The following is a 16,278-nucleotide window of genomic DNA, read 5'->3' as shown; positions in this document are numbered from 1 at the left end:
TCCGCCGCTAGGATGGAGTCGTGGCGGAACAGGAACGTATTTTCAAGTATCACGGGCTCGGTAACGACTTCGTCGTGCTCGACCGTCGGCAGACGGGATTGGACATCGATGCCGAGCAGTCGCGGTGGATGTGCGACCGGCGGCGAGGCATCGGCGCGGACGGAGTGCTCTCGCTCCTTCCCTCGGCGGCTGGCCTGGCGCGGATGGTGGTGCACAACGCGGACGGCAGCATTGCGGAGATGTGCGGCAACGGCCTGCGCTGTGCGGTGAAGTACCTCGTGGACCATTCCGGAGGCCGTCCCGAGCGCATCCTCGTGGAGACGGGGGCGGGAGTCCTCTCGTGCGTCCCGGGCTACCGGGAAGACGGAGTCGGCGAGGTGGACATCTCCATGGGACCCGCGAGGTTGGTGGCGCCGAACCTCCCCTCGGGGGCGACGGGCCAGTCCTTCCTCGATGCTCCCGTGCCGGGACACCCGGGGCTGCGCGGCTCGGCGGTGAGCATGGGCAACCCGCACCTGGTGTTGCTGGATCGCCCGCTGGACGAGGCCGAGCGCCTGGGTCCCACGCTGGAGCGCCACCCCTCCTTCCCGGATCGGACGAACGTGGAGTTCACGCGGGTGGACCCGGATGGGCTCACGGTCGTCGTCTGGGAGCGGGGCTGCGGGTTGACGCAGGCGTGCGGGACGGGCGCGTGCGCGGCGGCGACGGCGGCGGTGCTGGCGAAGCGATTGCCAGCGGATGCCTGGCTGCGAGTCACGCTGCCGGGCGGGGACCTGCGAATCCGGGTGCCATCGGACCTGTCCGACATCCGCCTCCGAGGTCCCGTGTCGTTCGTGTTCGAGGGCGTTGTGGGGCTCTCACCGGGTCGGTAACCTTTTCCTCTTCCCCTTCGCCCTTCGAGGCCTTCCCCGCCGTGGCAGGCACCATCCTCCTGGTCGACGACGATCTCTTCTTTCGAGAGCTTGTCACCCACATGCTCACGCGCCGGGGATACCGGGTCGTCGAGGCGGAGGACGGGCCGCGCGCGCTGGAGCAGGCGAGCCTGACGCGGTTCGATCTGGTCATCACGGACGTGATGATGCCGGGGATGGACGGCTTCGAGCTGACGGCGAAGTTGCGCGAGCGCAACCCGGACCAGGAGGTGCTGCTGGTCAGTGCGCGGCCGGACGTGAAGGGCTCGGAGATGGCGCTGAAGGCGGGCGCGGCGGACTGCCTCACCAAGCCGGTGGAGGAGACGGATCTCTACCTGGTGGTGGACCGGGCGCTGCAGAGGGTGGCGCTGCGGCACGAGCGAGAGCAGCTGCGCGACGAGAACCTGGAGTTCGCGCGCTACCAGAACCTGCACCGGCGCTGCCTGGAGTTCCTGGCGTACCCGGACCTTGAGGGTCTGCAGGAGCGGGTGACGGCGGATCTGGCCGCGGTGTGTGACGCGCAGAGCGCGGCGCTGTGGCTGGTGGACGACCGGGGCGACTTGGTGCTGAGGGCATACCGGGGTCTGCTGGACCGGCACTTCCTGGTGGAGCGGATGAAGCCGGAGGGCGCGCTGTCGGCGCGCCTGCGCGAGGCGGCGCCGTGGCTGGTGAGGGAGGAGCGCTCGCCGGTGCTGTACGTGCCGTTGGTGGCGGGCGGGGAGCTGATGGGGCTGGCGCAGCTGTCGGATCCGATCGCCGGAGAGTTCCAACCGGAGCATGCGCGGCAGGCGCGGGTGATTGGAGACTTCGCGGCGGTGGGGGTGAAGAACGGGCGGCGGTTGTTGGCGCTGCAGCGGCTCGGTCTGCGGGATCGGGACACGGCGGCGTACAACCTGAGCTACTTCACGGACTACGCGTCGAAGGAGATCTACAAGGCGCGGCGCTACGGTCGGACGTTCTCGCTGCTGACGTTCTCGATCGACAACCTGCCGTTGGTGCGGGTGAGGCTGGGGGCGGCGGAGGCGAAGAAGGCGGTGCGAGGCATCATCCGGGCGCTGTCGCGGATCATCCGGGACTCGGACGTGATCGCGAAGGCGAGCGATCAGGAGTTCTACCTGCTGTTGCCGGAGACGGACTTCTTCGGTGCGTTGATGTTCGTGAGGCGGGCGGTGGCGGCGGTGAGGGACGAGCCGGACGTGCAGGAGGTGGAGGGGAAGCTGCCGCTGGCGATGGTGGGAGGGGCGGGAACGTTCCCGAAGGACGGGGAGGACTTCGACGAGCTGGTGCACCGGTGCCGGCGGCGGATGGACGAGCGGCGGGCGTCGTTGCAGCGGAGGCTGCTGCTGGACGGGCTGCCATTCTGGGACGAGGTGGAGCTGCTGTTGGGGACGCCATCGAGCCCGAAGCTGCCGACGGACGAGCGGGCGGAGCCGTCGCGGCGGGGGAAGGTGTCGGACGTGCTGTTCGACGAGCTGCAGGCGGAGATCGCGCGGGAGCTGCTGAGGGATCCGGGCTCGCGCGGGTTGCTGTACGTGGGAGGGCCGGAGATCCGAGCGGACCTGCCGATTGCGTCGGGGCTGGAGTCGGCGCCGCCGGAGATGGCGTCACGGATCTACCTGTTGGGGCGGAGATTGGATTTGGAGTCACACCCGGCGGTGACGCCGGTGTTCCTGGAGGGAGACGATCGGGTGTCGCGGCACGAGTTCTTGTTCTGGCTGTCGGAGCACGCCTCGTACGCGTTGATACAGAGGAGGGGGAAGGGAGCGACGTGGGGTTTTCACTCCTCGGACACCGCGGTGGTGGACGGGCTGATCACGAAGCTGCAGGCGGAGTATGACCTGCAGCCGTACTAGCGAGCGAGCGGCGTGGCCCAGGCACGGAAGATCCTGATAGCGGATCCGGACCTCGACGCGGTGAGGCATTTGACGCGCGCGTTGAGACAGAAGGGCTACCAGGTGCACTACGCGCCGGATGGCTCGAGGGCGTTGGAGATCTGCGTGTTGCGGCACCCGGATCTGGTGTTGTTCGACGAGGGTTGCAAGCTGTTGGACGCGAGGACGTTCATCCAGATTTTGAGGACGAATCCGCGGACGGAGGACGTGCCGGTGGTGTTGACGACCACCAACCTGGACATGGATCGGCTGAGGGGGTTGCGGCTGGCGGCGCACCTGAAGAAGCCCTTCAACCAGGACGAGGTGTTGAGTCGCATCGAGCACATCTTCCGGCGAGCGGAGGCGGCGAAGGATCTCAAGAGCGAGGCGCAGGAGATTGAAGGTTCGCTGAGCCAGTTGGGCATTCCGGATCTGATGCAGATCCTGGGGATGAACAAGCGGAGCGGGAAGCTGAACCTGGAGCGGGGCAACGAGCGGGGAGAGATCCAGGTAGGCGACGGGCGTCCGGTGAACGCGAAGTTGGGGCGGGTGGAGGGAGAGAAGGCGTTGTTCCGGCTGCTGGCGTGGACGGAGGGAACGTTCACGTTCGCGCCGGGAACGAGTCCCGGGAAGCCGCGCATCACCCGAGCGATGGACGACGCGCTGCTGGAGGGCATGAGGCAGTCGGACGAGGTGAACCGGCTGCTGCCGTCCTTGCCGCCTCGGACGATGCGGCTGGTGATCGCGCCGGAGGCGGACCTGCCCCAGGACCAGCACCCGGTGACGGCACAGGTGGTGGACCTGTTGAGGCAGCCGAGGGCACTGGGAGAGGTACTGGACCTGGCGCCGGCGACGGACCTGGAGGTGCTGGGAGTCCTCATCACGCTGATGCAGAAGGGCGTGGCGAGGGTGGCGGAGGGAGAGCAGGAGGGCAGCGGCCCATTGCTGGGCCCAGCGGAGCTGCACGCGCTGCGGAGCCGGGTGCTGCGAGGCAAGGCTCCACTGAAGGTTGTGACGGCAAAGGTGTTCATTTGCGGCAACGGCCCATCCGCGGCAAGACGGCTGTTCGCACAGTTGCCAGGATTAGCAGCCGTGTCCGCAGAGCCGACAGCCGTAAAGAGTGGCTTCGGGACACTGGGCCGGTTGGAACTGAGCGAAGTGCTGCACCTGGACTTTTGCGTGCTGCCCCCCGCAGAAGCAGCACGCCCTCTCTGGCGCCCCTTCAGCGCAGGAGCCGTAGGCGCCCTGCTGATGGACACGTCAGAGGCCGCCGTACGGCTCGCCAGTTACCTGGCCTGGGAAATCCGTGTGCCCGTGGCCGTAGTGGGCAACACGGTGCCCGAGAAACTGCAGGGGGCCCCAGCAGGAGCCATGGCACTGGGAGACGATCTAACCGAAGCCCTCCGTGGCCTGCTCATCCAAAGCCTCCACCCGGCCCCCGCCACACCAGGGATGCAGCAGGGGCCACGAGTCGCCTCCTCCGCGTGAGCACGGATGCTGTGCCGAGGCAGAGGTATGGCCCCGCTGTTTTTTATCCTGCAAGTTCGTCCAGCTTTGCAACTTCTTCCACGCGCGCGGCACCCATGGAATCGACGATCACATGAAGCCAATCGCGCGCACGAACTTCCTCCCGATCATCCCACGAAGTATCCGTCCTTGGTTCGAGGGGTTCGGTAAGACCAATTTTAGGGAAAATACTCACGATGATGACCCATGCATCATTGACCTTCTGTGACTGAAGGATCAGTCGGTCTCCCAATGCACGCAATTGTGCCTCTCTTCCCTTGGCATACTCCCGTAGCGCTGACTTCGCGATCAGTTCAGCCTCATCAAGGCGCATATCTAGAACCCGAACGTGTCGTCGAATATGCTCGACGAGAACGTGCGAAGCTTACCTTGAGAGTTGAGAATTGCGCTACGCTTTTGTGTGCCCATTTCATTGAAAAGCCGTAACACATTGCGATCGTCTGGCGAAGCGTTGAGCACGGTGTTCGTTACTCCAGGATGTGTGTGCCCCGAGAAGCGCCACCCATCCAGCGCGAGTTCATGGATTTTTTCCGAACTAATACCGAGATTGCCTGGCGTTCCTCTGAAAACCATGCGACGTCCTCCTAGGGTGAACATTCCGAACTCTGCCTTGCTGTAGTTAGTCAACGCTGAGAGGTCCGTGAGATTTACGTCCGATTTCCGGACAAGGACCGATTCCCCCGGAGATGAGATCTGGGCTAGCAGTTTGGCCTGACGCGCCGTCAGTTTGGGAAGAGGGGCTTCTGGAATCGGCTCTATGAAGGACGTTTGAATAGAAAGCTGACTGGTTCTCCCGAACCTTGCAGCATCTTCAGCCAAGAATTCTGCCTGGGCAGCAGCCATCCTTTCTATTGGGCGAAGCTGCTTCGCTGACTGCAATCCGGAAAAGCCGGCGAGGGCGATGGAGAGGGCAGCACCTTCAGGCGTTACTTCCCCAGTCAGGCCGTACTCTGTCGCAATATTGCCTGCCGAATTTCCAGCGAAGACCAAACCTCCGGCTCCAAGTGCTGTGACTCCCGCAGTCTCCACAATAAGCGGAGCTGCGAAAGGCGCTGCGATTGAAAGAGCAGTGCCAGCGACTAATGCAGTGCCCTGCAATTGGACCTGGGATCGTCTTTTCTGTTCCTCGTCGAATAGCTCGTATTCCCCCTTGAAGTCTATAAGTGGTGTGGGGAGTGCTTTGACATTGCGTTCAGCAGTTGTCATTGCTCCGGCGTCGGTTCGATCCTCTACGGTTGTGTACTCCGCGAGTTTCGCCTGAGGACGGGCCCGCAGTGCATCTTCCTCGGAGTGGAAAATAGGTTGTGCTTTGAGGAGATCTGCAGGCGCGTCCTGCCATCCTAAGGCAATGAGCAGTTGGTCGATAGGGCCAGGTTGTAGTTCGTCCAACGAAGCAAAGCCCGTTGGATCGATGAATCGTAGTGGGCTGCTGTTCCCATAAACATATCGATGCAGGCTAGGTGCGTCGTTTAGTTTTCCTTCGTATGGATCTCGACTGATGAATCGACCCAGTTCCGGGTCATAGTACCGGGCCCGTGCATAGGTAAGGCCTGTCTCTATGTCGAATTGATGTCCAGTATAGCCGAGTTTGAATTCATCGGCCGATGGGGCCATGAACGCTTGCAGGTTGCCCCATGCATCATACTTACGAATGGAAACCACTTCGCCTGTGGATGATGTGGCGTCGGACGCGCTGCCCAACGCATCATTGGTGAGGAAGTGGATGGTGGAAGTTGTGTCTGAGGTGTCGCTTACGGCTAAAGCCTTCTGTGCATAGTGGTAACGGCGCTTGGTTTGGCGAGAGAAGTCTTGTTCTTGGAGGACGAAGCCATTGTCGAGCGCATACTCCACGGATTCAGAAGTGGTGTGTCGCCGAATTCGCTGAAGTTTGATGTCGTAGTCGTATTTTCCAGTCTCTTGGCCGTTGTCTCTAACTGTTGCCAGCGTGTTGCGGATGTCCCACGCGAAGGAGCGGGTGCGGGCGGGCGAGATAAGAGATGAGAGGTTGCCATTCGCGTCATAGCTGAGTTGGCGCTCCCTTGAAGAGTCCACTTGATCCGCAAGATGCATCAGCCAGTCAGCACGGTTGAAGGTTCCAGAGGTGTCTCGTGAGAGTTGGTCGGCAGAAACTGAGTCGAAGGCTTCTGGTCCCAAGGACGAGACGGCAGAAGATGGAGCATCGCGCTCTCCAGTCCGATTGCCGACGAGATCCAGATGGTAGAGGACCGCACGCCCATCGGGGTAGGCCACTCCCGTGAGTCTGTCGAGGTCATCGTATCCGTAGGTCGTTGTTTCGGGGGCCTCAAGCATTCCTGTGTCGGGTCGAGTGCGTGTCTCTCTCTGGCTCAGGCGATTCCCATTGGAGTCGTAGTCATAGTCAAAGCGGCTGCGCAGCGTACCCTCCCGTTCGCAGGTCTCTGTCACATTGCCCTGTGCCAGGACAATATGGGTGAGTTGGCCTGCAGCGTCGTAGCAGCGCTTCTCCATCAAGCCGTTGGGCAGTTCTGTAGTCTTCGGCAGCGAATCTGGCCAGTACTTGAAGAGGGTAGTTCCCTCGGGAATGGTGGCTTCCGAGAGTCGGCCTTGCGCGTCGTACTTGTAGTTCGTCGAGACGAGATCCGGGTCGGTGACGCTCTTTCGCTCGCCTCCCGCGTAGTAGCTGTAGGAGAGAAGCTTGTTCGAAGGCAGCGTGGTGCTCTCGAGCCTGTCGAGCTTGTCATACGTATGGCCAGTGTGCTGCTGAACCATTGTGCTCACATCGGTCCGTTTGGTCTCGATGATGTCCGTGAGATTGCCGTTCTCGTCGTACGTGAAACTCTGCGCCTCTATGGAGGGGTAGGCCCTCGGCAGTGCATGGTTGGAGTAGGTGCGCGAGTCCAGACGATTCAAAATCCCGTAGACGGAGATCGTCTTCTGACCCTTGGCATCGGTGAAGGTCTCCAGGTTGCCGTTGGCGTCATAGGTGGACCGCCAGGTGAGGGTGCCCTTGTCGAACAGGGGCTCGGCTCCCGGCTCGAAGAGAGGCACAGAGGCTCTGTCCACAGCCGTCTGGCGTCGGTGCGCGTCGAGGTGGACGTGCTCCGCAGTCCGGTGGCCGAGTTCGTCGAACTCGAACGTCGAGAGGTTGCCGTTGGCGTCCTGCTTTGCCACGAGATTGCGCGTGGCGTCGTAGACGAAGGAGTAGTGGCCATCCAACGCATCGATGGTGTCCGTGAGCTTCCCCACCTCGTCATAGGTGTAGCGGGTGACATGCGTTCCTGTGCAGACCTGGTTCCGGAGCTGCTCCACCGTGAGCCCCGTCGCCTGCCCGTGGCCCAGAGTCGGGTGACCCAGCGGGCGCTTCACGCACAGCAGGTTGCCCGCGGCGTCGTAGGCGCTCGCTGTGACTCGCTCCAGCGCATCCTCGGAGCGCACCTGCCGATTCAGGTCGTCGTACGTCCAGCGGTTCGTGTAGGGCTTTCCCGGGTTTCTTGGGCCAAGTGTGGAGATGAGGTTGCCGACAGCATCGTAGGTGTGCGTGGTGGTTGCCTCGTCCTGCGTGCCGGCACCTCGCGTCTCTGTCTGCATCTGGCCCGCTGCGTCGTAGCGGTAGCGGCTCGTGTGATTGTTGGGGTCAATTCGCGCCACCACCTGGCCTGCGGCGTTGTAGGTCGTCGACTCGCTGCGGACATCGTCGCCGAGTCCTCGCGTCTCGCTCATTAGTCGACCCAGGCCGTCACGCAGACGCACGGTGGGAATCTCGCGCCGGTCGACCAGGGTCTCCGTGCGTGAGGCGTCATCGTACGTGCTCGTCTGGGTGTAACGAGCCGTGCTCTGGTTGAGTTCGAAGTCTCGCTGCGCTTTGAGCCTTCCGACAGCGTCGTAGTCGTAGCGGGTCGTGTACCCCTTGGCATCTCGTGAGACTCGGAGGTTCTGCGCATCGAAGCGGGATTCGCGTACGTGGTTCAGCGCATCCTCCACGCGCACCTCGCGGTGCATGCCGTCCTGGACGTGCACCGTCTGAGCCAGCCGAGCGTCTTGCTCCACCACCTTCACCAGCCCGCTGTCGGCCTCGGGCGTGTCCAGATAGAAGCGCTCCAGCGTCGTGAGAGGCTCTCCTCCGTTCGAGAGGCTCTCGACCAGTTGCTCGAGCGCGGGCCGCCCCGCCACGTCATAGCCCGTGGTTCGGACGATGCCTCGACCATCGGTCTGCTGGAGGGTGTGCCCCTCGCCGTCGTAGACGAAGGACTCGGTGACGCCCATGGGCTTGTTCCGCTTCGACAGCCGCCCCAGTGCGTCGTGCGTCTCCTCGGTTCGCCGGTTCAGCGCATCCACCTGCACGGCCAGGTTGCCGTGGGGGTCGTACTCGAAGCGGGTGAGCAACTCCAGCGCGCTGCCCACCAGCGGGTCATCGGGCTGACGCGTCAGGGTGTGGCTCGGCTCGGCCGCTGCATCCACCGTCTGCTGGTACACCCGGTCCAGATCGTCCTTGATCACCACCGTCAGGAATCCGCGCGCATCCTTCGTGCTGAGCGCGTTCTGCTCATCGGCGTAGGCCGTAGTGGTGATGAGGGTGCTCGTTTCGTTCCCCACTCTCTTGAATGTCTCCGTGACCTCGAAGGGACGGTTCAGCCCGTCGTACTGAGTTGTGCGGCGGCGCTGCTCGATGCCTCCCGCCAGCCACTTCTCGAGCGTGGGGTTGCCGTTGAAGTCGTACTCGCGCCGCTCCTCACGCTCTACCGCATCCTTGGTGGACACGAGCCGGTTGGCGAAGTCGTACTCCTGGATCGTCTCGTGCTCGTTCCCATCCACGCTGAGCGTCTTGTTGCCCACCAGATCGAAGCGCGCGAGCGTCTCGTAGCGCCGGGGTGGCGCATCCAGCTCCGGCCCAGGCACCATCGGCCCCTGCGCGCGCACCACGCGATACAGCGAGTCGAGCCTGTAGTCCGTCTGGTGCCCGTGGATGTCTGTCTCGAAGAGACGATTGCCCGCCGTGTCATAGCCATACGTGGCCACCACGCCTGCCTGCCCGACAATGCCTTCCACACCGTTCTGCAACAGGAAGGTGTTGCCCTCGGCAGGCGCTATTCGCACAAGCACAGGCCGGTCACCCAAGTCATACTCCGTCGTCGTCTTCACGCCCCTCCGGTCGGTGACGGTCTCCCGGTTGCCGGCCTTGTCGTAGCCGTACTCCGTCACGAGCGGGCTCTCGAGCCCGCCGCCGGACTCTTTGACTGTCTTCACACGGTTGAGTTCGTCCAGCGTGTAGAGGCGCTCGAAGCCCGTGGACGGGGTGTACTCGCGGCGCAACTGGCCCCCGGCGTAGTACTCGAGCTGTTTCACCACCGAGGGGGAGAGGCCCTTGGTGTTCGCGCGAATCACCGTCTTCGGACGGTCCAGCCCGTCATACTCCTGCAGCGTTCGATGCCCGAAGGTGTCGGACTCGGTCTTCAGGCGCCCACGCGCGTCGAACTCCCGGGTTGTCTTCACCGTCTTCGAGCCCGTCACCGCGACGGTCTGCTCGCGCACGGACCCGTAAGGGTCGTAGGCGGTGATAGCCGAACGGTTGATATTGCCATCCACCGTGGCCGTGAGGTCTCCCGTGACGGCTCCCGGAGGACACGCATCGGTGCTCCTCACGTGGCAGTACTCTCGGTGGGTGATGATGTCCTTGTTCGTCCGGGGCAGAGGGGCGGCCAGCTCCGCGCAGGTGTCGGTGCTCCGAGCCTGTTCGCGTGACACCGGCGTCGCCAGGCGACGCGACTCCAGCAGCAGCCCCGTTCCCACCGGCAGGCCTGTGCGCGGGTCCTTCCCGTCCGTGTCGAGCGTGTGGACGGTGATGCGGCCCTCCGCATCCATCTGGCACACCAGCGCTCCGAAGGCGATGTCGTAGCTCCACTTCTCCACGGCCTCGTCGAGCACCTGGCCCTCGGCATCCTTCACGGGCTCGGTGGCCTCTGCATCCCCCGAGGCGGGGAGCACGGACAGATCGGTGCGCCGCTCGATCAGGCGCCCCAACTCGTCGTACTTCATCTTCACGACGCGGCCTCGTGCGTCCTGCTCTGCATCCCGGCGCATGTGCACGCGGTCCCACTTCGCGGAGGTGTGCGCGAACAGCATCGGCTCCACCGGCCGCTCCACGTCCACCATCCCGCCGTAGGGATCCATCCGGTAGAAAGTGGGGGGAACCTCCGGCCGCGGTCCCTTCACCTCCGTTTCGAAAGTCAGCATCGTCTGCCCGAAGACTGGCAGCGCTCGCGGGACGAGCCGGTACGTGAACTCCGTCACCACATCCAGCGGCTCGATGACGCGGCGCACACGCTCCTGCTTGTCTCCGAAGCGCAGGAAGTCCTGCTCGCCCGGCAGGCTGTCCGAGCGCCCGTAGTACTGGTATTGCGTCGTGTGGCCATTGGCGTCCGTCCAGCTGACAAGGTTCGTCTGCAACTCGTCATCCGGGCCGCCCACGTAACCGTAGTGCTCCTCTCGCAGCGGAGCCGCGTCGTCTCCCGTCAGACACGGGCCGTCGTATCTCGCCGCGCCTGACAGATCCCACATCGCGTTGTAGCGGAAGCCGATGCACACCCCCAGGGACGAGCCCTCGTCCTTCGGCAGCAGCCGCGTCGGAGCCATCGGGTTCTCGTAGAGTCCCACCTGGGAGAGCTGCAGCCGGGGGGCTCCGTCGGGCTGAGCGTAGGAGAACTGCAGGAAACGCCGGTTTCCGGGCTCCCAGACTCGGAGCAGTTCGTCGTGGAGTTCCGGCCCGCCGTACTCGAACACCATCACGTTGCCCTCGGGGCTCCGGATGGACAGCAGCGGATGGCTTACACCCTCCTCGGTGGAGACCTCGGACCCGTAGCGGTACTCCGTTCCGTCCTGGGCTCGGAACACCAGCTCCCGGTGAGCCGATGCGCCTGAGCCCACCGTCTCTCCTCGGAAGGTGCCGTGGAAGCCCTGCTGGGCCTTGCACGCTGTCTGCTCGGGGCCGCAGTCGAACACCTGACCCGCCCCTTCGCCGCCCACCACCATGTATCGGAAGATGTTCTGCTCGGGGTCTTCCGAGGCAATCACATGGCCGCTGTAGCCGTGGCTCCAACCACGCCCGAGCACCCCCGGTTCATTTCCTCGGTTCGTGTAGCTCCGCGAGAACTGGAGCGCCGGGCGGCGGCCGGGCACCTCCAGATCCACCACCTGCCGCACGAGGTGTCCGTCCACCGTGCTCACGTCCTTCACGAACGTATGCCCCACGGGCAGTACGCTCGTGTCGGTGATGCGCGTGCGCAGCTCCAGCTTCTGCTCCTGATGTTCCGTGGGAGTGCTCGCTCGAGCGAAGTCGACGCGCACCTCCTGGCCCGCCGGATCTCCCGGAGGCACGCTCACCAACAGCAAGCCGGGCTCCGGCTGCGCTGGAACGGGAACCTCTTCCTGGATCGGGCTCAGCACCAGCCCGGGGCCCTGTCCCTCCGTGACATCCGCGGCAGCCAGCAGCGCCTGGCCCGAGTACACCTGCACCCGGCCACTCTCCGATGGGCAGAACCTCAACCGAGCGGGAACGGGGATGGGCTTCACAGTGGCCGTGGGCGCGACCACGTCCTCGGGGTTCTCGGGCGTCGCCGCGGACTCGAAGTTGCGCACCGCGAGGATCAACTTCGCCCTGAGAGGTTCCTTCGAAACGCTCAGGCCCGGCGTGTTGAAGTCGAGGTACGTCGTGATCTCTCCCACCTTGGTCCGAAGCCGGTCGGACACCTGGAAGTCGGGTGCGAACAGCTCGAGCCGGACCTGCCCACCATGCGTTCCCGTGCGAACCTTGAGCGGAATGCGAGAGAGGTGCTGCTCGACCATCACGAGCGAGGTGCCATCCACCGGGTCTCGCAGGAAGTCGGCGGGCGGCGCTTCGAGCAGCGTCTCTCCCGAGACAATGGGCTCGGGAATGATGCGCGCGTAGAGGGGATAGCCCGCGGGATTGTTGATGTGGAATTGCAGCCAGCCGTCAGCGGAGGAGATGGCTCCACAGCCGTTGAGTTCCGCGGGGCTCTGATCCGCGCGGAGCTGATTCACGGCCAGCCCCGGTTCTCGGGATTCAACCAGTGCGGAGAACTCCTGGGTGCAGCAGGGCTTCCGCTGCTCCTCGTCCTCGGGATTCGATTCCTCGATCTCGGCGGTGAACTGCATCAACTGCCGGCCATTCTTGACGAGATAGCGAGGCCAGAAGACGACGTTGTCCGCCAGATCGACACCGGACATGGACCCTGTGCCGAGCTGCGAGGGGCTCGCCGTCTCGTGGCTCAGCTCCCTATCACTGGCATCGTCCCGGATGGACATGTGGATGCGAGCGGACTTGATGTTCGGCTCACGCCCCGTCATGCGGACCCAGTTGCCCGTGCCGTCCTCGTTGGCTCGCTGCAGCAACTCCAGGAAGTAGGGCGCCGGTGTGGCGGTGCCCAGGATTCCGCTCACCGTCGCCTTGTTCCCGTACGTGACGCGGAAGGCGTATCGATTGATGTCTGTCGTCTGGACCGTGAACTGCGTGGACGCAGCCCCGGCACTGGCGGTGATGGTGTAGGCGGCCGGTTCCATCCCCGGGATGAATCCGACGGTGCCCTGTCCCAGCATCGTGGTCTTCTGATCGAGGACGGGGAACTGACGCTCCGGATGGGAGCCCAGGGTCTGCACTCGCGGCGGCTGGAACTCGTCTCGGGCGTCGAAGAAGACGGCCGTCGCAGGATTGGAAGACCAGTGCACCGTCTGGTTCGCCAGCATGTTGTCGTACTGGTCCAGCGCGGTGAGGGTCAGGGGTACACCCAGCTCAACTCCCACATCACTGATGAAGGTCGATTGCCCGCGTGTGAATCGCGCCACCGCATCCGGTCGTGCGGTGAATTCGAAGGGCTCTTGGAGAGAGGCCGCGGAGGTCGTCGTCTGGACGTGGGCCTGCACCACGTTGAGGCCGATGACCTGAAGGAAGGGCTGTCCCTGCTCCAGGACGCCGAGGTGCCCGATCTTCGTGTCGGGCAGCGCCACCACCGAGGCCCGGCCTGTCTCGTCCGTGAGCACGGTGAGCTGCCCGGCAGGCTGCGCATCCGGTGTCTTCGGACTGCGGAAGAGCGGCTTGGACGCATCCGCTGTCTCGAACGTCACCGGTGCGCCCTTGACCGGGACTCCCTCTGCGGTCGTGACGTAGACAGCGAGCGGGTAGGGCAGCGGCTTGCCCACGGTGCCGACCTGGAAATCTGTTGCCGCCACCTTGAAGATGCGGGCCACCTGCTCCAGGTCATCCGTGGCCATCGGTGCGTCCGGGCGTCCCAGGCGCTCGGCGAGCTCTGCGTCCGTCCACAGCTCGGGCGACACGATGGTCTGCCCGCCCGACACCACTCCCGAGAGGAAGTAGCCGCCTTCCTCGGTCACCGGATCCCGCGAGATGAAGCCTGTCCCCGTCCAGTTCTCCAGCGTGAGCGGCGTGGCCGGAATGTCCACCTGCCGCCCTCGCTCCAACTGATCCGCTACGGTGTTCAGTACCTCGGGCGTTGCTTGCAGGCCCGTCACCGCACCGTTGGGCTGCAGGTGAAGGATGGGGATTCCTTGCACCGCCGCTTCCTGGAGCACCGAGACGCTGGACACTGCCGGTTCACCGGTTCCCTCCGAGAGGACGCGTGCCTCCTGGAACGAGCCCTCGTAGCCAGACAGGCGCAGCAGCGCCGTGCCTCGCCCAGGCTTCAGCTCCACCGGAGTCATCGCGCGGAAGTCGGCGTCCACCTCCAGGCCCTTCCACTCGAGCCTCCGGCGCACGCCCAGCACCTCGTCCACTCGCACCTGGTTCTGCACGAAGACGATGTTGGCCGTCGGCCGCACCGGGATGACTTGCAGCAGCCGCGCGAGCTCGTCCTCTGCCTGCGTCCAGGCGTTCGCGTAGGCCGCCGCTCGCGTGTACAGGAAGCGGAGCGCAGGGCCATCCAGGTCCGCCGAATCCAGGCCCGCGGTCTCCTGGTGTTTATTGCCCGGGCCGCCCACGCCGATGGCCACCACATTGCCCGCCACCACGCGGTTGTCGATGTGACGTGTCCCTCCGCCGGGCAGCAGCACCTCCAGTGACCACTGGTACGAAGTGCCCAGGCCCACGCTGCGGCCCGACACAGCCATCTCGCGACCGTTGATGCGAACCACCGGGCGCACCTCGACCAGCGAGGCGGGCGCCGCGTAGAGCCCTCCAGCCAGCGAGATGATCTGCGCATCCGTCTCGGTCGCGGGCACGTGCGTCAGCACCGTCCGATGGCCCGTCACCTGATGGAGCGGGAGCTTCAGCTCGAAGAGAAGGCCCGCATCGTTCCAGGCCGTGAGCTGGACCTGCTGCTGGAGCGACTCGGGCAGGAAGGCGGACTCACCGTGGACGGTGAGCACCTTGTAGGGCAGGGAGCCCGGCAGGAGCGGCAGCTCCTCCTTCCGAGGCACCACCGTCCACTGCATCTGCGAATAGAAGATGTCCGGGTGTTGCGCGGTCAGGTAGCTCTCCACCCTCCCGCGCACGAACTCCACCATGGACTTCTGTGTCGGCCCACTCAGCCACGCTGCGGTGAGCGAGTCCGGTGTCTCCTTCAGCGCCGTGAGCGCATCCAGCACCGGAGGCGTGGCGGCCGCCTTTGCCTGGCCCGTCAGCGACGTCTCCAGCGCCACCCACTGCCGGCCCACCTTCCCATTGCCTACGCCGCGGTACTCCGCGAAGTCGACATAGGCCTCCACCCAGATGCGCACCAGGTTCACCGCCGCCACCCGGCCGCCTCGGACCACCGGCTCGTACGGAATCGCCGCGGCGTTCAGCGCCTGCACCACCTGCGCGCTCTTCTCTGGCGAGAGCGTCCATGCCGCACCCCCAGAGGTCGCCGCGTCGAGCTTCGCCACCTCTTCGCCCGTGAGCATCCCCAGGGATGCAGCAATCTGCTCCACGGACAGCTCCACCGTGCCGTGGACGAAGCGTGCCGGAGTGCCCTGGGCTCGTAGCAGCGCCACCAGCAGCGCCGAGAGGTCCGCATCATTGCCGCGCCGCTCCCTCAGCGTCTGCGTCGAGCCCTTGAGCGAGCCGAAGTACCAGTCCAACCGCGTCTCGTTCTTCACGAAGTCGTATGCGGCCTTCGCCGTACCCAACTCCTGCGCCTTCGTAACGAGCTCCGCGGAGAGCTCGACTTCGCGGCCCTCGGCGGCGTCATCGAGCATCGGCTCTGAGTTCAGCGACAGATAGGCCGGAGTCATCCGCGCCGTGGGCATCGACCCGGCCTCCGCGCCTCCCTGCACGTACGTCAGGTCCGCGCCCAGCACCGGCTGCTCCGTGCCGCTCCAGCTCCGCAACTGCGTCTCGAACTGGGACAACAGCTCCGAGGCGTCTCCTCCTCCGCTCGGCAGCAGGTGCCAGGACAGCCGGTCCGAGAAGGAGTCTCCACCGCCTCGCAGCGCCGTGGATGTGCGCTTCGCCAGTTCCTCCGCGTCGGCGCTGCGCTCCTTCAGCAAGGCACGTTGTTTCTCGAGGCGGGCCCACACCTCCTCCCGCTGAGAGGAGCCCCCCAGCAGCGCCTCCACCGAGTCGAAGTGGCGCATCGCCGCGTTTCTTCTATCGGTGAGCGTCGAGGAGAGCTGCTCCGTCCGCTCGGCGGCGCTCCGGCAGGAATTGAGCGTCTCCGGTGTGTCGGAGCCTCCCGGCAGCAGCCGCGCCCAGAAGCCCGGAGGCGTTGAGCACAGGGAGCGCGCCTCGCTCAGTGTTTCCAGGGAGCCCGTCGGGGCCAGGTGCTGCTCGGCGGCTCGGTGCCGGGCTCGCAGTTGCTCGAAGCGGCGCGTTCGCTCGTGGAGCGCCTGCATATCCACCTGCACCTGGGGCGCGGGCGGAGTGAGATCGATCTCCTTCGAGGAGGGTGGGGTGGATGGCAGGGCGGCAAGGACGATGAGCAGGACAGGGACCATGAAGTGCCTCCCAGGCCCCGGATGTCTGGACAGGGCGTGAGGTGGCTGGC

Annotated in this window: 5 protein-coding genes; 3 read left to right on the top strand and 2 right to left on the bottom strand. The window is 64.9% G+C overall.

The window, feature by feature from the left end; translation table 11 throughout:
- The first annotated feature begins 20 nt into the window (after positions 1–20).
- From dapF to KY501_RS23345, 3 genes are read left to right on the top strand one after another with little or no spacing between them, the layout of a single operon-like run.
- Complete coding sequence (dapF, locus tag KY501_RS23360) at positions 21–872, top strand: diaminopimelate epimerase (RefSeq protein ID WP_224365462.1); 852 nt, start codon at positions 21–23, stop codon at positions 870–872.
- Between the two features lie 41 nt (positions 873–913).
- Positions 914–2,764, top strand: coding sequence for a GGDEF domain-containing response regulator (locus KY501_RS53675; protein ID WP_309242989.1), 1,851 nt, complete (start codon positions 914–916; stop codon positions 2,762–2,764).
- A gap of 12 nt (positions 2,765–2,776) precedes the next feature.
- A complete protein-coding gene (locus KY501_RS23345; protein ID WP_224365461.1) occupies positions 2,777–4,270 on the top strand; it encodes a DUF4388 domain-containing protein in 1,494 nt (497 codons plus the stop codon).
- Between the two features lie 43 nt (positions 4,271–4,313).
- Here KY501_RS23345 and KY501_RS23340 read toward each other — a convergent pair whose 3' ends face one another.
- Both KY501_RS23340 and KY501_RS23335 read right to left on the bottom strand, forming a co-directional pair.
- Positions 4,314–4,622 (bottom strand): hypothetical protein, encoded by a 309-nt coding sequence (locus KY501_RS23340; protein WP_224365460.1) that lies wholly within the window; start codon positions 4,620–4,622, stop codon positions 4,314–4,316.
- Positions 4,623–4,624: 2 nt separating this feature from the next.
- Entirely contained in the window at positions 4,625–16,228 is an 11,604-nt protein-coding gene (locus tag KY501_RS23335) for an RHS repeat-associated core domain-containing protein (RefSeq protein ID WP_224365459.1), read from the bottom strand.
- Positions 16,229–16,278 lie beyond the last annotated feature (50 nt).

Origin of the sequence: Hyalangium versicolor (assembly GCF_020103695.1) — a bacterium.
Classification (GTDB): domain Bacteria; phylum Myxococcota; class Myxococcia; order Myxococcales; family Myxococcaceae; genus Hyalangium; species Hyalangium versicolor.
Note: the sequence above shows the minus strand (reverse complement) of the source record. Positions and strands in the feature narration are given on the sequence as shown.